Genomic DNA, 21,559 nt, shown 5'->3' with positions numbered 1-21,559 from the left:
TGACAACCTAATGCAGAGGATGGTGCAGGCACAACCTTGTTATATCAAAAATATTAGTAATTAAATGCCTAAGTCAATAATTCTTTTTGACATGAACTTTTTAAAATCCCTGAAAACATCCGATAGTATAATACCCCCTGTTGTCTTACAAAACAAATATAGGTGGTGGCTCATTATGCAATAGGCAGATATCTACGGCTTTTTGTAGTTGGTTATCACCAACTTTCTTCGTTTGGTATAAACGGGAAGCAGATCCGTGCTATCTACGTTTGGTGATGTCCGAGTGATTGTGGATATGCCATACGAAAGGAATCGTGCGGAGCCGGGGAGAGGTTATTCCCTTCAAATATTGATATTATATGAAGAATTTGCTATATTTGCTTTATTTGTATTGTTAATCAAAAAGGATGATTTTATGGCCAAAACTGAATCTTTAAATATTGCTTTAACAGATGAAATGAAGAAATTTGTTTCCAGTCAATCTGGAAATGGAACACTTTATGCAACACCCAGTGAATATGTTCGTGACCTTATCCGCCATGAACGTGATCGTCAGGAAGCCATGTCTCTTCGCGCTACGATTATAGAAGGCTATCAGGATATTATACATGGAAGAACTCGAGAGTTTTCTGGTAATCTTATGGCCGATCTGAAGGCGCACCGGAAAAGTCAATCGTAAATGAAAAAGCTACTTCTTACCTCAAGAACGCTGGATGATCTCCAAGAGATTTATGAGTATTCCGCTGCTGAATGGGGAGAACAAACGGCTTTAAAATATATGCCTTGCATAGAGGATTGTTTTAAGCTTTTGCAGGAGAATGAGGGGCTTTTAAAACCCAATAAAAACATTTCATCTAGATTTGTGGTTTATCCGGTTCAGAAACATTATCTGGTATGTGATATCATTAAAGATGCCATCTGCATTCTTACCGTTCGGCACACCTCTATGAACCTACTAGAGCGTTTAAAAAAGCTAGAACCTACATTGGATGAAGAAGCCAAGGCTCTGTACAAAAAATCAATAAATTAGTCGCTATCTTCTCTGGTGTTTCAAATATGGAGGTATAGCGTATCTGAATGTTCTGTTATCAATGAGGACAATTAAATGGTATCTTCCCGATAGCGCGGGTCACACGAAAGTATTCGTGTGGCAGCGGAGTTGTTGCTTTATACTTTGTAGATATTCATCAAAAAATAGTAAATCTACGATTTTTTAAATTTTAGTTTGATAACCGACTTTCTTTGTTTAATGGGCACGGATTGCAAATCCGCGCTATCGGGATTTGGGTTTATTTAAATTTGACCCTTATAATGTGGATCAAAATCTACCATCCATTCAATACCGTATTTGTCTCTAAACATACCAAAGTAGGAACCCCAAGGACTTTCGGAAATAGGCATTTCAATTTGTCCTCCAACTGAAAGGCCGTTAAATAATTTGTCGGCTTCTTCTTTGCTTTCTGCACTGATTGAAATTTTACTTCTGTTTTCATTTTCGTTAGTTTGCCCCATACTTTCGGGAACATCGTTGGCCATTAATATGTTTTTGCCAATTGGCAGCGCAATATGCATTATTTTATTTGCTTCATGATCGGCTACAGGGAATTCATCATTTGCAAGGTCTTTGAAACGCATAATTTTTACGAACTGCCCACCAAATACTGACTTGTAAAAGTTGAAGGCTTCTTCTGCATTTCCATTGAAGTTAATGTAAGGGTTAATAAATGCCATTTTGTATGTTTTTTAGGTTGTTATTTTATTAAATTTTATGGTTTACTTTATCGTAAGTCGATAGGTATGTATCATGTTCATGGTTCTAAATCAGTAGCTGCTTTGTCCGTGCCATCCATATACATATGAAGGGATTGGTGTTGATGTGTAATTTTCCAATCGCCATTTATTTTTTTAAGACATAAGGTTTCTCTAAACCATACATTGGTTTCACTTCCATCTGTTCGTTTTCCGGTTAAATGTTCCAGGCTGCTTAAGTAAGCAAGATCATTGTTGCAGGTAATTTCCAATGCTTCTGATTCCAATCCGATACCATTTTTAAACGTTGAAAACCAATTTTCCATATTATTTAGGTCCTCAATGCCAGTATCGAAATTAGCTCGTAACGCTGGAGCGAGTAAAAATAGCACTGCATCTTTTGCGTAGGGCTCATTTGCTTTTACCACATTCTTTTCCCGAATAGCCTGGCTTAGGTTCTCTTTCAGTAGTCTTAGGTTTTCTTGTTCCAACATCGTATAAAATTATAGGTATTATTTTTTATTGTAGTTTTTAATAAAATTTCAGCTTCTATGGATGTATTTCGGTTTAAAAGGGTTTCGTCCAAACCGGCATGAGATAAAGTAGCGCATACCGCTCTATTTTATAAGGAATGGCTATTTCCCCTTCTGATAACCCCTTTATATTTAATAATTTCAGTAGGTTTAAAATAATAAATCTACGACTTTTTGTAATTGGTAGAACTGACTTTCTTAGTTTCGATAGCACGGATTGCAAATCCGCGCTATCGGGATTTTTTGTTCATGGGCACGGAAAGCATTTCCGCGCCATCGGGGATTTGATAACCGACTTTCTTTGTTTCATGGGCACGGATTGCAAATCCGCGCTATCGGGGTTTTTTGTAATTGGTAGAACCGACTTTCTTAGTTTCGATAGCACGGATTGCAAATCCGCGCTATCGGATTATGTTACGTTTTCCTGCACATCAAACAATTTTTGCAAGTTCCCTTGCAACCAGTAAAAAACCTGAAATTACCAAAAGAAAAGACAGAATATATCCTTTTAAGGTAAGATGGTTGACTTCATCATTTTGTATCCTTTTTTTTGCCATAGGATGAATAACTATTCCAACTATGCAGCAAACAATACCAATAATCAACCATAAATAATTCATAACTAAAAGTAGATTTAATACTGTTTTTCTCATCATCCTCGGTTACAAGTTGCTTCGTTGACTCAGCTGTTCTATCCAAAACAGTTCGTGTTAATTCTTCTGCAACTCTATCCCCGCTACCGTACGAATCCTTTCTTGTGGCTTATCTGCATCTACCCCCCGCTAGTACTCCTCAGTGACGAGTGCCGACAAGAGTGATCTATTTAACTGTAAACATATCATCCCCATGCTATATTAGAAACACCACATCCTATAACTTTGTAAAAACAGCATTCGCTATTTAAAAAGCTGTTGGGCAAACATAAACAAATCGTGCCGCCAAACAGGCCATGCATGCCCGCCGGGATATTCGCTATATTCATATTTTATGCCCATCTCATCAAATTTAGCCATCATTGCCTTGCAATTTTCATAGGCGATATCTTCCTTGCCACCCATGGTAATATAGAACTTTTTTAGGTTGGCGTTTATGGTAGCCGTATGTTCTTTCATAAAGGCATATTGCGGTTCGGAGAGTTCTGTGTTATTGGCAAACCACCCGGAGCTAAACACGCCCAAATAGGAAAACAGATCTGTATTTTTTACTCCGGTATGGAGCGTTTGCAGGCCACCCATAGATAAACCTGCCAGTGCCCTGTGATTGGCGTCGGTTAATACCCTATAGTTTTTTTCTACAACAGGAATCACTTCATTCTTTAATTCATTTTCAAATAGTTTTAGCACATTTTCATTAAAACCGGCAAGCCCACCCCGTCCGGGCATATTGCCATCTATCATGACTACCAACATGGGCGTTGCCTTTTGGGCTGCTATGAGGTTATCCAGTATCAAATCGGTTTTCCCCTGGTTTGCCCAGCCACGTTCGTCTTCCCCGCCGCCATGTAAAATATATAACACCGGGTATTTAGAGCTAACATTTTCATCATACGCCGGTGGCGTATACACATACATCCGTCTCCAGTCATTGGTTACCTTAGAAAAGTAGCGTTTCATACGGATATCCCCATGAGGCACATCTTTTACTGCGTAGTAGTCATCGCCTTTAAAAGGAATTTCAATGGCACTTGCAAAGCGTCCCATCCCGTAATAGGCCTCGCTTGCCGGATCTGCCACAGCAACCCCATCGATAATCAAGGAATAGTAGTGGATACCTTCAGTAATGGAGTCGGTAGTTACTGTCCAGTAGCCTTCTTCATCCTTTACCATATCGTATTTTTTTCCCAAATCGATTTGTAATTTTTGCGCCTCAGGAGCCTTTGTTTTAAAAATAACCCGACTGTCCGGTAGCACTTGAGGATAGGGGGCATTGCGAATGTTGGTGGCGGCAGGTGAACCCAATACGCTGTATTTATTGAACAGTTTTTTGTTCACCGGTTTAAAAAGTAGTTGTGAGAATAGGTACAAGTCATTCTTCCAAACGTCAAAGTCATGTCCGCCAGGTTCTACATAAAAAATATGGGGTACATCGTTCTTTCGTAAATAGTCACTTGTACGTTTGCTAAATGGCATTAAACCATCTGCATCTCCACAGGAAATCCAGAGTAATTTAAGTAGGGCTGTAGCCTTATCCGGATCCGGAACCAGTACTTCCGGCGTTTTGGTATTGGGCGCTGAGGAAAAACCGCCTACCCAGGCAAAGGTATCCAGATTACCAAGTCCGAAATTCAGGGATTGTCCCCCTCCCATAGATAACCCTGCAAGAGCTCTGTGTTCTCTGTCCGTATACACTTTAAAATTCTTTTGTATATAGGGAATAAGGTCAGTTAACAAATCTTTTTCAAAGGTGGCAAAGGCCTCCACCCGTTCCGGATCGAACATATTGCCTATGGCGCGGTCGTCTTTCATGGCCCGTCCGTTCGGCATTACCACAATCATAGGTTCCATTTTACCTTGCGCATATAGATTGTCAAAAATGACCTGCGGCGTGCCATGTCTTAACCATTCATTTTGGTCACCCCCAATGCCGTGCAATAGGTAAAGAACAGGATAACGGGTTCCTTTTTTATAACCGGGTGGGGTGTAAATAACCGCAGTCCTGTTGGTGCCCACGGTTTTGGACGGATACAAAATACTGTCGATTTTCCCTTTGGCTATATTGGCCTGTACTTGGTCGAATCCGGTCGGAGCTCTCTTTTCAAGAGTTTGAGCGATAAGGCAAGTACTCAAGGTTGCAAAACCTAGGACTAAGAAGATATGTTTTTTCATTGTATTGGGTTGTTTCTAATTTAATTCAAATGCTGCGCCGGCTCTGCTTCGGGGCTTGTTGGATTTATAAATGTTTTATTTAAACAGTAAGGGTGCCATTTCTTTTAAACTGCGCCTCCAGGTTTGAAATTCGTGCGCTGTACCTTCAGAAATATAGGATACCGCATTAAATCCTCCGTCTTTTAGTGCAGTTGCTGCGGCCTTTACGGCATCCGGCCGTTCTTTACTGCCACAGCTTAAAAATATCAATTTTATTTTTGATGGTGTATCTTTTAGGTCTTCCGGGGAATACGTTCCACCACTTAGCAGCCCGTAGTGCGAGAATACCTCAGGTTTGTTCATGGTAATCAGGCGGGTTTCAAAGCCGCCCATAGAGAGTCCTGCCATGGCCCGCTGATCCCTTTCCGCCAAGGTTCGGAAATGGGTATCCACATAAGGAATCAATTCCTCTACAAGAACGGTTTGGAAGGGTTTGATATCGAAGGTACGCAAACCACCAAATTTGGTTTCGTTGGTCATCCCATAAGTCATGACAATGATAAATGGTTTTGTTTTTCCTTCTGCAATCAGGTTATCCATAATGAGATTGGCGTGGCCTTGGTTGCTCCAAGCGGTTTCATCTTCGCCCCAGCCGTGTTGTAAGTAAAGTACAGGGTAGCGTTGCGTGGTATTTTTTTCATATCCCGGGGGAGTATATACAAAAGCACGTCTTGAGGTTTGCGTACTGGGCGATGGAAAAAGCACTTGTTGTACATGACCATGTGGGACGTCTTTTAGGGCATAAAAATCCTGATCGTGTGCAGGAATTTCAATACCGCTTTCCCAGCGAATGGAGCCGTAGTAATTGAGGGCTCCCGGATCATTGAATTTACCTCCGTCTATGTTGATATTGTAATAGTGAAATCCTTCGTCCATAGGACCTGCGGTTGTGCCCATCCAAAAGCCATCTGCTATTTTCTCCAATTTGGTTCCGCCTTGTCCGCCCAAGCCCAGACTCACCCTAACGCTATCAGCAGCGGGAGCTTCTATTCGAAAACGGGCATATCCTTGGGAGTTTACTTGGGGATATTCCTGTCCGGGCTGATTTTTGGTTGAGGGTTTAAAATCTTCTTTAATGGCCGTTTCCTGTGCCTTAAGAAATGACAGTGATCCGAAAATCGTTACTACTAAAATGATGTGTCTCATAATTCTTAATTTATATGGGTTTGTTTATTATCTCTTACTACATTTTTACCAAACTATTTAAAAATTTGTTCCAAAGAATTCGCAAGAAACAGCTTGCAGTTCATCCAAGTATGTCCCCCTGAAACAATTATGGGCGTTACTTTTATGTTTTTTTGTTTGAACATGGCGAGGTTTCCTTTTACACTTTCATACAGAAAATCGTCTTTACCCACACTTATGCTAAAGTGTTTTAAGTTCTTATTAATTTTGTCTGCATCCGGCTGCCAATCGGTGAAATTTTTGGCAAACTCTTCAGTTGCTGTATATGGGGCATAGGAACAGATATACGCAAAGGTGTCGGTGTTGGTCAAACCAATGTTTAGCGTCTGCCCGCCACCCACAGAAAAACCGGCGATGGCTCTATATGCGGCATCGGAATAGACAGGATAATTAGTTTCTATAAAGGGAATGATATCATTAATTACGTCCTTTGTAAAGTCGGCCATAGGGGCTGGTCGCACATTCCCATACGGCATAACAATGATCATAGGAGTCGCTTTTCCATCAGCAATTAAATTATCGGCAATTAAATTCGCCTTCCCCACTTTGGTCCAGGTTTCTTCGGTATCAGAACCTCCATGTACGAGGTACAATACGGGATATTTTTTGCTGTCTTGACTCTTAAAACCGGGGGGAGTATAAACTAATAATCTCCTTGTTGTTCCCAGCGTTTTAGAATCATAGTATCGGTAGCTTATTTTACCGTGGGGTACATTTCGAAGGGCATGTGCCAGCGGCTTTTTTCCGGGGATATCGACAATACTTCTTTTAAAGCGTTCATTTTCAAAAACATAGGTGTTGTTGGGATCCGCCATATCGACACCATCTACCCTAAAACTATAGGGATAGATATCCGGTTTTACCTTGGTTATGGTTGCTGTCCAAACTCCTTGGTCATTTTTGGTCATAACCAGGGGTTCTTTTCGGATTTCGGTATTTACCAAAACCTCTTTGGCATCGGGGGCATAATGTCTAAAAGTAACCGTATTGTTTTTATCCACTTCAGGGGAGCTCAATCTGGGAGCTCTTTGGGATTGAGCAACATATAGGCTCAGACAAAGTAGAAGAGATAGTATACTATTTTTAATCATCATGTTTATTCTTTAAAGAGTAATTGAACAGATTCGGTGACAAATTTTTTAACATTCATCCAGGTATGTCCACCGGCGGTAACCATGCTTTGGAATTGTATGCCTTTTGAATTCAGATAGGCCATGTAGTCGAAGGTTTGTTGGTATAAAAAGTCGGTATTGCCTACGCTGACCCAATTTAATTTTAATTGCGTATTGGTTTTCCCAGAATTTCCGGCAATAGCGGCAAAGGCGGTATCCATTTCCTCCGGCATTAAATAGGCACTGTAGGCACAGATCCAGGCAAATTTGTCTGTATTTCCGTAAGCGGTCCGAAGGGTTTGGCCCCCACCACGGGAGAAACCTCCTATAGCACGACTTTCTCTATCATTTTTGGTTCTATAGTTTTGATCAATATAAGGCATCACAAACTGAACTAAATCTGTTTCAAATTGTTTCATGCGCACCATAGCATCCGGATTATCCCTTCCAAAGGGATCATCGGGCTTTGGAGCTCCGTTTTGTTCGGCAATCCTGGCAGTGGGATTCCCGTAGGGCATCACCACAATCATGGGTACCGCCATTTTTTCAGCAATGAGATTGTCCAGAATCCAGTTTACTTTCCCAACCTTATAAAAGGTCTCCTCTGTGTCTGTAGTACCGCTGATAAGATAAAAAACAGGATACTTTTTGTCGGGAGAAGCGTCGTAGCCGGGCGGGGTATAAACGACCAAACTGCCGGTGGACCCTTCTATGGAGGGATAGTATTCATAATGAAGTGCTCCATGAGGCACATCTTTCATTTCGTACATCCGAGGTACGTCACCGGGAACTTCTAAAAGACTTGCTTTAAATCGTTCATTTGGGAAGTAATCCACATTGGCCGGATCCATGACCGTTTTCCCATCCACCACAAAACTATACGGATAGATATCCGGAGGTATAACGTTTGTGGTTACCTTCCAAATTCCTTCTTCTTGCTTGGACATGGGAATGGGTTCCTTTAGAAATTGTCCGCTGAGCAATACCTTTTCAGCATTAGGAGCTAAATATTCAAAGGTTACCGTTTTGTCTTCATGTACCTGAGGGGAACGAACAAAAGGTCCTCTTGGAGGTTGTGCTAAAGCCTTTCCAATAGAAAGGAATAGGAACAATACAAATAAGAATTGATTTTTCATTGAAATAAAGATTTTTTATGTCGGATAAATTAGGTTTTCAAACATTGTTGTTAAAGGCATTTATTTTACTTGAGTGTCATTGTTAGATGTGGCATACAGACCTAACAGGCATCCGGTAAATCCGCCGGCTACATCGGTAGAAAGTATATCTCCGGAAACGGTTCCTCCCAGAGTTTCAAAAGTACGTCCATCAAGGGAATAAGAGAATTCATAGGCATCTCCTTTGGCAGCTATTTTTAAAGAAACGGGATTTTTCAAATCGAGCTTTGTGCTGGCCAGTACTTCGGAAATAACAATACTGCGACTGTCCGGTCGGCTATTTTTCTCTAATAAAAGCACATAGTCATTTCCTTTTTTTGTGATTCCAAATACATAGTTGGAACTTTCATTTTGATAGGCTACTACACCGGCTAAATCCTTTTCAGAGTTTGGCTTGTACTCTAAAGTCGTGGTAAATGAAAAGCTGTTGTGCATTTGACGATGGAAGAGGGTAGAGGTGGGTTTAAGCTCTTTTATATGGGTGTCAAACGGATTGATGTGCAGGCCTTTCTTCGTAGTTGAAATAAAATCTTCCCGAGGCCCTCTTAATCCAATCCAACGGTAGTCTAGTTTTTCGGAAGTGAAATTCTCTGAAAATGTAAAATTTCCATTAGGAAGGAACCCATTTTGTCCGGTTTGGTTGGTTACCCCTTTCGGCATTTTTAATTTGGGCTCTAGTGGGATAAGTCCATTTTCAAAAACGGGAAACTCCCCGGACCAATCCACGGGTAAGATAAAAGTTTCGCGCCCCGTATTTACTCTAAATTTATCGTTTGGCCGTACCGCTAAGAACACACCGTAATAATTGCCATCGGGTCCTTCCACTAAATCGGCATGTCCGGCCCAGTCTACCTTATTTTCCCTATCCTTGGCAAAGTGTCTTTGGGTAAGAATGGGATTATTGCTAGCCGGAATGTAGGGGCCTTTTGGGCTATCACTAACAAAAATTACTTCACTATGCCAGTCGCCCGTACCCCCTTCGGCACACATTAAATAGTATTTACCTTCTTTTTTGTAAATATGAGGAGCTTCAATCCAAATGGGTTTTTTGGTAAGGTCTACGCCACCATCAACAATAATTTTATCTGTACCCGGTATCACTTTATCATTTTCAATATCATATTCCCAAATTTTAATAACCCTGTGGCCATTATACTGTTCTTTATCCTTATCTGGAGCGTCGTTGTGAATAACGTACCCTTTCCCATCATCATCAAAGAAAATAGCAGGGTCAATTCCGCCGAAATCCAGCTTAATGGGCTCGCTCCAACCTTGTAAGGGATCTTTTGTTTTCACCACAATATTGCCCAATCCTCCGGCAAATGCGGTTACAATCATATAGAACGTTTCGTTTTTAGGATTGTAAGTGATGCCCGGTGCATATACGCCGTGACTGATTCCGGTGTCGTGCACATCCAGTTGTGAAGTGCGGTCCAGCACGTGACCAATTTGTTTCCAGTTCACCAAATCGTTGGAATGAAAAATGGGTACACCGGGAAACATGGCAAAGGAAGAGCATACTAGATAGTAGTCATCCCCCTTTCGGGTAATGGCAGGATCCGGGTAGCATCCCTGTAGTATGGGAGTATAGAATTCATCGGGCTTAAGCGGATTGTCGATATAAATCTGATCATTTCCTTGGTAGATGACATTGGAAAATAGTGGTGCATTTTTTGCTATCTTCTTATTCTTTTGACTAATACCACTAAAGGAAGTTAACATGGCCAAGAGAGCCAAAAGGAGTAGTTGTTTGTTTTTCATTGCTAATATTTGTAATTTGATAGTTTACTTTTGGTTTTTATGTCGTGCTTTTTCGGTTTATATTTTGTCTGAAATATGGAAATAATCAAAATCTACATAACCCCCGAAATTTTTCGTCGCATAGTTAAATAATCCAAAGCGATACCCCATAAAATGAGGAAGCGTATAAGGAAGTTTAATGGGTTCGCCAATAGGAACCCAAGTGGTGCCGTTCAAGCTATAGTAAAATCGACCGATATCGGTTTTGTCTTTAAAATTACATTCCGCTTTTAGGTAGATTTTATTTTGAGTCAGAGGAGTACGCTCTAGTACGTTAGGTTTGCCTCCTGGGGCGTTAATCATTACAATGTTCTTAACCCCATTTTCATAGTGAACACCCACAAAGCCATATTCTTTTTGCAGTAGGGTTAATCCGGCGACGTCTCCTTCTTTCATTGCGGACAGATCCAATAGGGTAGCGGCCATGCTGACGGGACCAAGAGTACGTTGTGTTAAGGTATTTCGTGCAGCGACTAGACTGGTATCTATTCTTCCTGTCCGTAATCTTAAATAGCCTTTTCGTTCCCGTACAGACCAAAGCGCATTATTCGGATTATGATTCCATTGCCAGACAAGGGGTAAATCTTTGTCATTTTTCTTTCGTTTAAAATCGTCGGAAGCTGCAATGCCGGTGAGAACACTTTTATTAGCTGGGAGGTCCAGGTATTGCGGAACTTTTCCATTTTTGCCCAAAACAGGCCAGCCGTCTTCCCACTCTACAGGCACTACATACGGAATGCGACCCACGCCGCCATAGTCTCGGAAAAGATAGGAAAACCACCGACCATCCGGAGTATCAATAAGCCCTCCCTGAGCGACACCTAAATCCTGTAACCCAATTTTTCCCTCCCAGGGTCCCATGATACTATCTGCGCGATGAATGAGTACGGTACGCATGCCACCTTGGGGCCAAGTGATATTAAAGAGGTAGTATGTACCATTTACTTTAAAAAGTTGAGAGCCTTCCGCACCCAACATAATAGTATCACCTGCTGGAGCACTTGCGTTTTCTATAAGAACCTTATCTGTATCCTCTTTAATACCGGACAAATCTTCTTTTAGTTCTGCGATATGTAGCTTACCTGCTGCCCAAATCATATACACTTTCCCATCATCATCAAAGAATATGGTATTGTCGTGGTAGGACGGTGAAAATTCTATTTTTTGCCAAGGCTCTTTTTCAGGATTTTTGGTTGAAAAGATATAGGTTTTTCCTGTGGTAGATGAAAACGTACTGACATAAAAGGTGTCTTTATGGTATCGCAGAGAGCTGGCCCAAGAACCTCTCCCATACATGCTTTTTCCATTATTCAAATCCAATTCATCACTGCTGCCTAGGGTATCATAGGCATAGCTAATCAGTTCCCAATTCACCAAATCTTTCGATTTCATTATCGGAAGACCCGGACTCATATGCATGGTAGTACTGCTCATATAATAGGTGTCTGCTACCCGAATCATGGAAAGATCAGGAACATCGGCGAAAAGTATCGGATTGTGTGCTTTTTCATTTTGCGCTTCCACCGAAAAAGGGAAGATGAGAACAAGAAGAAAAGTGGGGATGTAAAGTTTATACGTCACTTTTACGCTTTTATTTTAAAGGTGTATGATTGGTTTTTTTCTGTTGCCAAATCATAAAGCCAGGTAGGAGCTAGTAAAATCTCTTCAATATTCGCTTCATGAGAGATGATTGGAGTGGCTATTTCCGGAATGAAATAAAAGGGGTTGGGGTTGCTGCCTTTGGCTTTTTTCAGTCCTTTTGATGTTCCTAATTGTATTTCATTCGGAGTACGCAGGCGTAAATTACCTCCCAATTCAGAATGAATACGCATTCGTATCAACTTACCTTCTTTCCATTCCAATTCACTTATTGTAAAACCACCTCGTGCCTTTAAGCCACTAACTTTACCATTATTCAACGCATCGGGTAGGGCAGGAAGGAGATGAATTGCCCCGTCTGAGCTTTGCATGAGCATTTCGGTAATGCCGGAGGTACAGCCAAAATTACCATCAATTTGAAACGGAGGATGTGCATCGAATAAGTTAGTATAGGTGCCCCCTCCATCCGGATTTACGCCCAGAGGTGTCAATTGATTTTGAATAAGGGCGTAGGCATGATTCCCGTCCTGCATTTTTGCCCACCAATTTACTTTCCATCCCATACTCCATCCGGTGGAAACATCACCTCGTTGTATCAGTGTGTTTCTCGCTGCAGCAAAAAGTTTTGGGTTGCTATAGGCTGAAATTTGATTGGAAGGATATAAGCCATATAAATGAGAGATGTGACGGTGGTTGTCTTTAGGATCGTCTACATCGTCCAACCACTCCTGCAATTGATTGTGTTTCCCGATTTGCATAGGAGGCAGTCTTTTCTTCAACCCTTCTAATTTTGTCGCAAATGCCTTGTCTTTTCCCAGTATTTCAGCTGCTTGAATGGTGGTTGTAAATACATCGAACACCAGTTGATTATCCATTGTAGACCCTGCAGAAATTGAGGCGCCCTGATGTTCTTTTGGTGCATTTTCCGGCGAATTCCCGAGAGTTACCACCAACCATTTGTATTGGGGATGTTCTACTAAAAAATCGGCATAAAAGGTAGCCGCTCCTTTTAGGGCAGGATAAACAGATTCCAAATATTCGGTATCGCCGGTATAGAGATAATGTTCCCACAGGTGTTGACTTAACCAGCCTCCACCGCCATTCCAAATACCCCAAAACGAACCATCTATGGCTCCGGTAACCCGCCAGATATCAGTATTGTGATGTGCCATCCAACCTTCTGTGCCATACATCACTTTTGCAGTTTCCTTTCCGGATTCCGATAGCTCCATAATCATCCTTAAAAAAGGTTCATGCAATTCAGAAAGATTGGTTTTCTCTGCCGGCCAGTAGTTCATTTCGGCATTGATATTTATGGTGTACTTACTATCCCAAGCAGGCTTCATGCGATGATTCCAAATGCCTTGTAAGTTTGCCGGTTGTCCACCGGGCTGTGAGGAAGAAATTAAGAGGTAACGTCCGTATTGATAATATAAGGTAACAAAAGAAGGATCGGCTGTATTTCTAAAATTTTCCAGTCTTTTATCCGTCGGGAGTTTGCTTGCCTCTGTACTTCCTAAATGAAGTTGTACCCGGTTAAAATAATTTTGATAGGCTGCTATATGGGCAACCTTCATTTTGTCAAAAGATTGTGGGTATGCTTGCTCTAAGTGTGTTTTGGCGCGCTGGTACTCATTACCGCTGAGGTCTTTATAAGAATTAAAGTTCGTAGCAATAGAAACAAAAATCACCGCTGAATTGGCGTTTTTGACGACTATCGAATCATTGGAAGTTTTCATTTCCCCACCTTCTATTTTTATTCTTGACAAAGCGTTAAAGGCTATTTTGCCTTCGACCCCTTCATGGTCGCCGGTTATACCCCAAAGCGATAGTTCATTGGCATTGTTGATTTTTAGTTCCTGTTTTTGGTGGGGAGAAGACATGGAAGCAACAAAGGATAAACTATGGGGCTTATCAGCCGAAAGCTGAATAACTAAGACGCGATCGGGAAAGGATGTAAAGGTTTCACGCGTATAGGTAACACCATGTACCTTATAGGTGGTTGTAGCGATCGCTTTTTCGATGTCCAGTTCTCGGTAATATTCGGTATAGGTTTCATGGCTGTTGAAAACCAGTTCCAAATTCCCCACGGGTTGAAACATTTGACCATGCGACTTTTTGGTGATGACTTTGGCATTCGCCATATCTTCAGCGGCTTTGTACGCTCCATTAAAAATGAGTTTTCTTATTTCCGGAAGGGCTTCCAGAGCATCAGGATTATCGTTTCTATTTGGGCTACCACTCCAGACGGTATGCTCATTAAGTTGAAAGACTTCTTTTTCCACGTTGCCATTGACCATAGCCGCTTGAAACCCGTTGCCAATAGGTAACGCATTCTCCCAGACAGCACCGGAGGGTATGGTATACCATAATTTTAAAGGATCGGCATCTTGTCCGAATAATTGACAAAGGAAGGCGAACCCGATAATAGGGAAAAGGATAGGTACTCTTAGGTTACTCTTTATCACAACAGGTGTAGAATTAATGATAAGTGTTATTTATACACCCTAAATATAATGTTATTTTTTTAATGGAACAATTTGCATTAAATTTTCGATGGCTTTTTATATTCCATCTTTTCCATACTCCGAAGAAATATTGCAAGTTTATCTCCAAATAACTAAAAGTCAAATCCCAAGTGGTGTTCATGGAAAAAGGGAAGGCTGTGCCTTTTTTAAATACATTTCCCTTTCACCTAAAAGAGATATTTTAAGCTTTCTTATTTTTGGAAATACCAAAGTGAACTAAAAACAAACCTCCCTAAGAATTCGGAAAAATCGAAATAAACGAAACCGCTTCAATTATTTTGAAAATTAAGTCTTTGCCAGGGGTAGGCCAGTGTTACGGTTATTGTAGGTCGTATTTAATTAAGAAGTTTGTAGGTTGCTATGGTCATTCTAGCTCTATTTAAATGTAAAAGTTCACCATTAGTTGTGATGTTATTTACGGACTCTAAATTACTTTTATATTCATCCTCTATACTGTTTTCCGGGCAAGCCATCAGTGTAGACATTAAGGGTTTAATTTCCAAAATAAGTTCATTCGTGAGTTCATAATCTGCATTCATAACATTACAACCTACTTTTGTGTTCAACCTTTTATCTTTCGAACTAAAGATAATATAATAATCTGCTTCATTCTCTTTTACCTCTTTACCCATAAAACTTACAAGCAGCCATTTTTTATCTTCAAATCCCAAATCATTTACATCTGTTACATTATTTAATTTTATAAGAATGTATTTTTCAGACAAACTACCTTTAATTCGATTTCCGGTGTTGTCCAAATGAAATAATTGATTTTCACCAACCTGATATTGTTGATTGCCAATGTTATCACTTAATGTAATGATGCTTCCTTTATTATTCCATTCAAATTTACCATTGCTCAAAAACGGATTTCTATTTTTCCCCAAATATTCTTGTGTTCTATTGAAAGTGCCATCTGAATTTAAAGTGATCCTTGTTTTAATACCTTCGCAGTCAGCGCATGGCAATATTCCTTCGTAGATTCCATCCCAATCTAGGGCATTGTTACTGTTATCGCTGTATGTGGACACCGGTAAATCCACTTTGTTTTTTGAAACAGTTTTAACGAGTGAATACCTTAAAGATGAGGTGTCTGAAGGTTCATTTTTTACTTTCGCTTCACTAACAATAAGCTCGTAATCAAATCCTTTTTCAAAGTTAAAACCTTCAATTTGTCCGTAAAAGTGCTCAAATTCTGGTTGGTCTTTTGTCCATTTTATTTGTAAGCATTCCGTTTCCATTGTGCCCGCCATACAAGGCTGGACATTCGATCCAATATAAATTGTTTTTTCATTGGATTTTGAAGAGAAATTGCAAGATGAAAGCAATACTACCACAATGCTAACAATTAAGAAATGAATTTGTCTCATATCACATTGATTTTAAAGTTTAATTTTTTTGGATTGTCGTTTAATATTCTGACGAGTATTATAGCATAATATTAGTAATCAATCAGTTGAATAATAAAGTTCATTAGCTATAATTTCAAACTTAATAATTTGTTTGTTAATTTTTTAACAAATGCGAGTTTTTTTGGTCAAGGAACAGATATTCTATTGGTGGTTGGTAGGGTTGTTTTTTCACAATCATATTCCAGATTATCCCTTCCAATTTTCATGCGCACCGAATAGGTTTTCTAGGATATTAAGCGCCTTTAAAGTTGCGTTTTAACTTAACTTCAAATACTATTTATGTTCAAGACGCTAAATCATAATCCTTGATTAAAACATCAGCAGGAATTTTAAGATGCTCTGTTAGTTTTCTAATATGTGCAATACTCAATTTCCTTTTTTTGTTAAGTATTTCTGAAGCTCTACTTCGGCTGTTCAAAATTTTGCCTAAATCATTATCATCCAATCCCATTTGTTCCATAATAAAGCGGATGGCATCAATAGGATTTGGGGCATCGATTGGGTAATGCTCCTCTTCATATTTTTCTAAAACCAAAGCCAACAAATCAAGCTCTTCGCTTTCAGGAGAACCTTCTTCAGCATGAAAAATAGCATTCATACGGCTAAGGTATTTTTTGTATTGTTCTTCGTTTTTGATGATTGAGATTTCCATAGTATTTATTATAAATTCTTAACGTCTATCTTGTCGTATTCTTTATGAGTACCTATAAAAAGAACAAAAACCAGATGTTTACTGTAATTAAATTTGGCAATGAGCCGATAATGATTTCCACATATGTTAAAGATTATCTTACCATCATTTACAATATCGGCAGATCCAAAAAGAGATTTTATTTCATTGGGATTTTTGAATTCACCATTTTGAAAAGTATGGTGCCAGGATTTTAACTGCTGTTCCGAATCGGGATACTTTTCCCAAAAATCACGTAATGTCCCTTTTGAATATATCCGCACTATACAAATGTAGTGTTATTTCCCATTACGGGAAAATATCTTAGTGTTAAAGTTTCCCAAATGGGGAAATTTGAAAGTTAGTTCTATACTTATGAAAAATCTGGAAACAGGCGCTGTCGATCCTCCATTGTCAATTTTACTGGTTTTAGTATGTGACCAAACATAAGTAAAACAATATTGACTTTGTCCATATTCAAATTAGTTTTGCCCTGCTCTATTTTTCGTATTACTGTCAAAGCAATTCCCGCTCGATCAGCAAACTCTTTTTGGGTGAGATTAACGGCTTTACGACGAACTTTTACAAAGGCTGATACATCTTTCATTATATGCTTTTGGATATAATTTATATGCAGAATTCCAGCCAATTTATTCCATTAAAATAACAAAACCACATCTTTCAATGTGGCTTTGCGCTTAATCGTGGAGCCGGAGGGACCAGAACCTACCTTGCAAAAGCCCTGTTTTCAGGGGGGTTACAACTTTGTAATTTTCATGCTCACCGAATAGGTCACCTGTGATTTATGGTGATTTTGAACTTATACTTTAACATAATAAGAGGTAATATTTGTGTTCTTTAAGAGCATGATTAGTTATGGATGCCACTCAGTTAAATGTATACTTATTTGAATTTATCATTAAGCTAGCCGTACTATAATTTATTAACCCATTTGCGGATTGTGAATATTATATCTTCAAACGATGGTTGACCATTATAATACAATGCAGCAGTTTTCACAAATCTAGCTTTGAAATTATCGAGAAGTCCGTCCTCTGTCAGTAAGAAAGCCTGGTTTTGGCACATAGGAATTTCATAATCCTTTTTTGGGAAACGTTCTATTTTATGCTGCCAATATTCCGGTGTTCCTATAAAGGTCTGAACATTTTTATCTTGCAGCAGGCTGCACACATCGTAGTATTGTCGCATAAGATTTGGTCGTTCCGTTTTGTCCTCCCGTTCACTGCGGAATTCGGTAGCTATGGTTTGAAGTTTTTCTACGAAAGTATATCCCGGAGAGTAACATGCAATACCAAGGGCACGGTTATCTATCACTGTCACTTTGCTTTGAATGGCCTTTTCGTATGCCCATGAACTGATGTCTAACTTATTGTTGGGACTTACCCTATCAAATCCGGCTTCTAAAAGAATTCCTTCTTTAACCCCTTGAGCAAACTCTGTGAACGTCTTGTAATAAAGGCGAATGCCACCACTCAGGTATGTTCGGGGGTTGTCAAAATCCGTATCGCGAACGGCATTAGTAATTCCGGGCATGCTAATGTTTTGGGCAAGCCAATCGTAATATGCTTTTCGCCCTGCAATTGTGGCAGCCTTGCTATTGTTCGGATTTACATTGATATTCATCGCATCAGGAGGCCTAATGTGAATATCGATATCTTCCGAAAACCGGTGGATAATGCCATATCCTTTAGATAGCGAAGTGCCACCTTTTAATTGGAACTCGTAGCCGCCAAGTTGAAGACCGTACAATGTGTGCATGATCCAGTAATCTTTTTCCACAAGGATGGGGATAATCTTTCTTTCATCCGCGACAATCCGCAAAAGGGCAGGGAAGTCGGGATGGTCATGTAGATAGTCAGGCATGGCGTGCGACAAAGGTTTTTTCTAGTATTTTTTTTGTCTTAGCGGTGCCGTAGTCACGCAATGTGCGTTGAAGTTTTTGAGAATTCATTGCTTGTGCCTTGTTTTTGACTTTTTGTAAAACTTCTTGTGGATCTTCTGCCAGCTGGTCCAGGTTATTGACCAGATCAACTAATAGAAATTCAGGTGTGGCTTTTCGTGGAAAGTGTGGCTTTACACGGAAAGAGAACGTTTTGTTCCCTAGAGTGAAATCACCGTGTCGCTTGTGATTGTAGACCGTCTGTTTGTTATAGAGCTGTGTGGTTCCGACACCCAAAGAATTATATACGTTTAAAGAAGTAAGCAGAAAACGATCATCCTTCAGAAAACTTTTTAGCATGACTTCATCACGAGGAGGTGTTTTACCAAAAGATGATAATTCAGGATAATAGTAAAGTCCCTGAGAAAGTTTTTCCAGTGTGCCTTCACTAACAAGTTCATCCAGATGGCGATCAACGGATGATGTCCATTTGGATAGGTCAGCCCGGCGATACACTCGCCCCCTTCTAAGATGTTTTTTGAGTTCCTGTAGCTTTGCCATGAAACAAAGATAATAATTATTTTAATTTGAATGTTATTTTATTTAAAATTCATGCAAAAGTATTATTGATTTCAAGTATAAGTTGATCCATTTATATGGACAAGATATATTGATGAATCACTTGGATGGCTAATAAAACAAGTGGCAATAGCAAATGTTGTATAGGTATGCCCCGCCAATGCAAAGGCTTCGGTTTAATATGGAATGACTTAAAATTACTTTAAAAAGGTTTAGGTAAATGTTTTTTTAGCTCTTTTGAAGTTCTAAAAATTGCCTTATGAAGTGATATGCTATCACCAAAGAAAGGGCTAGTTGACTAGAAACCTGAGTTCGATTAATAATTGATACGGTTTTTATAGGAAAAAAGATAGATTTTTAGTAAATTAAAGTACTGAAATTCAATTTATTGATCTAAAAATCTATCTATGATACTCTATTCTAAAATTACTGAAATTTTCTGTATTATTGACGAATTCTGCAAGGAATATGAGCAGGTGGTTGACAATCACTTGATAGGAAACCTTGCCAAACGCCCACCGGTAATGACCAAAAGTGAAATAATGACGATAATGGTCGCTTTCCAGTTGAGCGGTTTCAGAACCTTCAAGCACTTCTACCTATTCTATGTTAAAAAGCACATGTGTAGTGAGTTCCCAAACACGGTTTCTTATAACCGATTTACAGAACTGATGCAGCAAAACCTAATGCCCATGGCGCTGTTTCTGAAAACCTGTTGTTTGGGCAAATGTTCCGGGATTTCCTTTATAGATTCCACGCCTATACGGGTCTGCAAGAACAAGCGTATCGGTCGTAACAAGGTGTTCAAGGGCATTGCCAATACAGGGAAATCGACCATGGGATGGTTCCATGGCTTCAAGCTGCACATCATCATAAATGATAGGGGGGAAATACTTAATTTTACAATTACCCAAGCCAGTGAAGATGATAGAGCACCATTAAAAAACGAGCGATTCTTGGACAGGATCTTTGGAAAACTCTTTGCAGATAAAGGCTATATCGGAAAAGACATCGCCCATCTCCTATTTCTTGATGGGGTACAGCTCATCACCCAAATAAGGGACAATATGAAGAATTGCTTAATGACCATTAGTGACAAAATATTGTTGAGAAAACGTTCGGTAATTGAAACGGTCAACGACGAACTCAAAAACATCTGTCAGGTGGAGCATTCAAGGCATAGAAGTTTCGGAAATTTTCTTACCAACCTTTTGGCAGGACTAATTGCATACAGCTTCTTGCCAAAGAAACCGGCAATCAAATTTCAAACTGTAAAAACAAACCAAATTTGCCTGTTTTAATAATCGAACTCAGGTTAGAAGGTAGCCTTGGAACAGCAATAGAGAATTATCACCCGAAAAAGATTAAGGTACCAAGAAGACAGAGGTTCTTTGGGTATTCTTCGGCATCCAATATGACCGAACATGAGTAAACAGTATTAACCATGTCCATGTTAAGTTAGTCTTGCCTTGTTCTATTTTACGAACCACGGTAAGGGCAACACCAGTTCATTAGGTAAGCTCTTTTTCGGTAAGATTCAATTCTTTTTTCGATGCTTTACAAAAGCGGATATATCCTTTATTATATGCTTTTAAATATAATTCTATATGAATAGAACCAAATTATATGCAATTACATATAGTTTTGTTTTTGATCTGAATACTATATTCTTTATAAATATAATTGTAAAGTTAAAATCCTAGCTAGGCATAAAGCACTAATTTTTTTGTTTTAATACAAAATTTTGGGTAGCTTAATTTCTCAATAAAACAACAAAACCAATCTATCGGTGAGGCTTTTTCACACCTAAATATACACATAAATATCTGAATATCAAAATTTTAAATTATAGAACTCCCCTTAAGTATTATTTGGTTTTATTTGATATGCTAAAAAATGAAAAACCCTGTAAATCATACGATTACAGGGTTTTTGATGAAATTTGGTAGTGTTCCAGTGGAGCCGGAGGGATTCGAACCCTCGTCCAAACAAGCAATTACAATGCTTTCTTCATGCGTAGTTTCCGTTTGGTTTTCGATGCAGGGCTGACCGGAAACCGCCCACCCAACACTTAGCTTCTTTAGATTTTAGAGATGCTGCCAAAGCAACAACATCCTTATATTGACTTTGATGGTGCCTCTAAAAGGGACGCCGTCAACAAGGGCTTCCCAGAGACATCTCGCTTCCCTACCTGGTAGAGACGAGGCTAAATCCTACTGTAATTCGGATTAAGCGGCAAGAGCGTAATTATTTTCGCCAATTAAAAGTGTGGAAAATGAGATTTACGAGCTGTATCCCAGCGCTCGGCATGCTTACATTCCAATTGGTCTCGCTGTCAAAACCAGTCGGCCCCATATTCAATGAGATAGCAAATCTCCAATTTGCGTTATCGAACCTGTCTGCCGTTAGGTCAGGATCTTTACACTCACCATTTTTTAACGACCCTTTTTGGG

At 39.6% G+C, this 21,559-nt stretch carries 18 protein-coding genes and 1 other RNA gene; 3 read left to right on the top strand and 16 right to left on the bottom strand.

Annotation, left to right across the window (positions count from 1 at the left end; all coding sequences use genetic code 11):
* Positions 1 to 256: 256 nt before the first annotated feature.
* Together U1E44_RS03625 and U1E44_RS03620 are read left to right on the top strand one after the other, a co-directional pair.
* On the top strand, positions 257 to 679 hold the full coding sequence (locus U1E44_RS03625) for a ribbon-helix-helix domain-containing protein (RefSeq protein WP_322929683.1): 423 nt from the start codon (positions 257 to 259) through the stop codon (positions 677 to 679).
* Positions 680 to 1,030 carry a type II toxin-antitoxin system RelE/ParE family toxin gene (locus U1E44_RS03620; RefSeq protein ID WP_322929682.1) on the top strand — a complete coding sequence of 117 codons (351 nt, stop codon included), beginning with the start codon at positions 680 to 682 and terminating at the stop codon, positions 1,028 to 1,030.
* 263 nt (positions 1,031 to 1,293) lie between these two features.
* Here the strand turns inward: U1E44_RS03620 and U1E44_RS03615 are convergent, their stop codons facing one another.
* The 15 genes from U1E44_RS03615 to U1E44_RS03545 form a co-directional block, all read right to left on the bottom strand.
* Entirely contained in the window at positions 1,294 to 1,731 is a 438-nt protein-coding gene (locus U1E44_RS03615) for a VOC family protein (RefSeq protein WP_322929681.1), read from the bottom strand.
* A 77-nt stretch (positions 1,732 to 1,808) separates the two neighbouring features.
* Complete coding sequence (locus tag U1E44_RS03610) at positions 1,809 to 2,243, bottom strand: YybH family protein (protein ID WP_322929680.1); 435 nt, start codon at positions 2,241 to 2,243, stop codon at positions 1,809 to 1,811.
* A 935-nt stretch (positions 2,244 to 3,178) separates the two neighbouring features.
* Positions 3,179 to 5,107, bottom strand: coding sequence for an alpha/beta hydrolase-fold protein (locus tag U1E44_RS03605; RefSeq protein WP_322929679.1), 1,929 nt, complete (start codon positions 5,105 to 5,107; stop codon positions 3,179 to 3,181).
* A 75-nt stretch (positions 5,108 to 5,182) separates the two neighbouring features.
* Entirely contained in the window at positions 5,183 to 6,292 is a 1,110-nt protein-coding gene (locus U1E44_RS03600; protein ID WP_322929678.1) for an alpha/beta hydrolase-fold protein, read from the bottom strand.
* Positions 6,293 to 6,345: 53 nt separating this feature from the next.
* Positions 6,346 to 7,425 (bottom strand): esterase, encoded by a 1,080-nt coding sequence (locus U1E44_RS03595; RefSeq protein ID WP_322929677.1) that lies wholly within the window; start codon positions 7,423 to 7,425, stop codon positions 6,346 to 6,348.
* Between the two features lie 2 nt (positions 7,426 to 7,427).
* Positions 7,428 to 8,579 carry an alpha/beta hydrolase-fold protein gene (locus tag U1E44_RS03590; RefSeq protein ID WP_322929676.1) on the bottom strand — a complete coding sequence of 384 codons (1,152 nt, stop codon included), beginning with the start codon at positions 8,577 to 8,579 and terminating at the stop codon, positions 7,428 to 7,430.
* Positions 8,580 to 8,639: 60 nt separating this feature from the next.
* The gene (locus U1E44_RS03585; protein ID WP_322929675.1) at positions 8,640 to 10,379 is read right to left on the bottom strand and encodes a glycoside hydrolase family 43 protein; all 1,740 of its coding nucleotides are present in this window, start codon (positions 10,377 to 10,379) and stop codon (positions 8,640 to 8,642) included.
* 57 nt (positions 10,380 to 10,436) lie between these two features.
* Positions 10,437 to 11,999 (bottom strand): glycoside hydrolase family 43 protein, encoded by a 1,563-nt coding sequence (locus U1E44_RS03580; RefSeq protein WP_322929674.1) that lies wholly within the window; start codon positions 11,997 to 11,999, stop codon positions 10,437 to 10,439.
* 2 nt (positions 12,000 to 12,001) lie between these two features.
* Entirely contained in the window at positions 12,002 to 14,485 is a 2,484-nt protein-coding gene (locus tag U1E44_RS03575) for a glycoside hydrolase family 95 protein (RefSeq protein ID WP_322929673.1), read from the bottom strand.
* Positions 14,486 to 14,880: 395 nt separating this feature from the next.
* Positions 14,881 to 15,915, bottom strand: a complete 1,035-nt coding sequence (locus U1E44_RS03570) for a copper resistance protein NlpE N-terminal domain-containing protein (protein WP_322929672.1) — start codon at positions 15,913 to 15,915, stop codon at positions 14,881 to 14,883.
* Between the two features lie 325 nt (positions 15,916 to 16,240).
* Positions 16,241 to 16,609 carry a helix-turn-helix domain-containing protein gene (locus tag U1E44_RS03565; protein WP_322929671.1) on the bottom strand — a complete coding sequence of 123 codons (369 nt, stop codon included), beginning with the start codon at positions 16,607 to 16,609 and terminating at the stop codon, positions 16,241 to 16,243.
* An 8-nt stretch (positions 16,610 to 16,617) separates the two neighbouring features.
* Positions 16,618 to 16,911, bottom strand: a complete 294-nt coding sequence (locus U1E44_RS03560) for a type II toxin-antitoxin system HigB family toxin (protein ID WP_322929670.1) — start codon at positions 16,909 to 16,911, stop codon at positions 16,618 to 16,620.
* An 89-nt stretch (positions 16,912 to 17,000) separates the two neighbouring features.
* Positions 17,001 to 17,234: a helix-turn-helix domain-containing protein gene (locus U1E44_RS03555; RefSeq protein WP_322929669.1), complete on the bottom strand. Its 234-nt coding sequence runs from the start codon at positions 17,232 to 17,234 to the stop codon at positions 17,001 to 17,003.
* 326 nt (positions 17,235 to 17,560) lie between these two features.
* Positions 17,561 to 18,511 (bottom strand): nucleotidyl transferase AbiEii/AbiGii toxin family protein, encoded by a 951-nt coding sequence (locus U1E44_RS03550; RefSeq protein ID WP_322929668.1) that lies wholly within the window; start codon positions 18,509 to 18,511, stop codon positions 17,561 to 17,563.
* Positions 18,504 to 19,088, bottom strand: coding sequence for a hypothetical protein (locus U1E44_RS03545; protein WP_322929667.1), 585 nt, complete (start codon positions 19,086 to 19,088; stop codon positions 18,504 to 18,506). The genes U1E44_RS03550 and U1E44_RS03545 overlap by 8 nt, the downstream gene beginning before the upstream one ends.
* A gap of 425 nt (positions 19,089 to 19,513) precedes the next feature.
* Between U1E44_RS03545 and U1E44_RS03540 the strand changes: the two genes are divergently transcribed.
* The gene (locus U1E44_RS03540) at positions 19,514 to 20,407 is read left to right on the top strand and encodes an IS982 family transposase (protein ID WP_322929666.1); all 894 of its coding nucleotides are present in this window, start codon (positions 19,514 to 19,516) and stop codon (positions 20,405 to 20,407) included.
* Positions 20,408 to 21,060: 653 nt separating this feature from the next.
* Here U1E44_RS03540 and ssrA read toward each other — a convergent pair.
* Positions 21,061 to 21,459, bottom strand: a transfer-messenger RNA (tmRNA) gene (gene ssrA / locus U1E44_RS03535).
* Positions 21,460 to 21,559 lie beyond the last annotated feature (100 nt).

Origin of the sequence: Aurantibrevibacter litoralis (genome assembly GCF_034651555.1) — a bacterium.
In the GTDB taxonomy this organism is placed as follows: domain Bacteria; phylum Bacteroidota; class Bacteroidia; order Flavobacteriales; family Flavobacteriaceae; genus Aurantibrevibacter; species Aurantibrevibacter litoralis.
The sequence above is the reverse complement of the archived record's forward strand: the minus strand, read 5'-3'. Positions and strand labels throughout refer to the sequence as shown.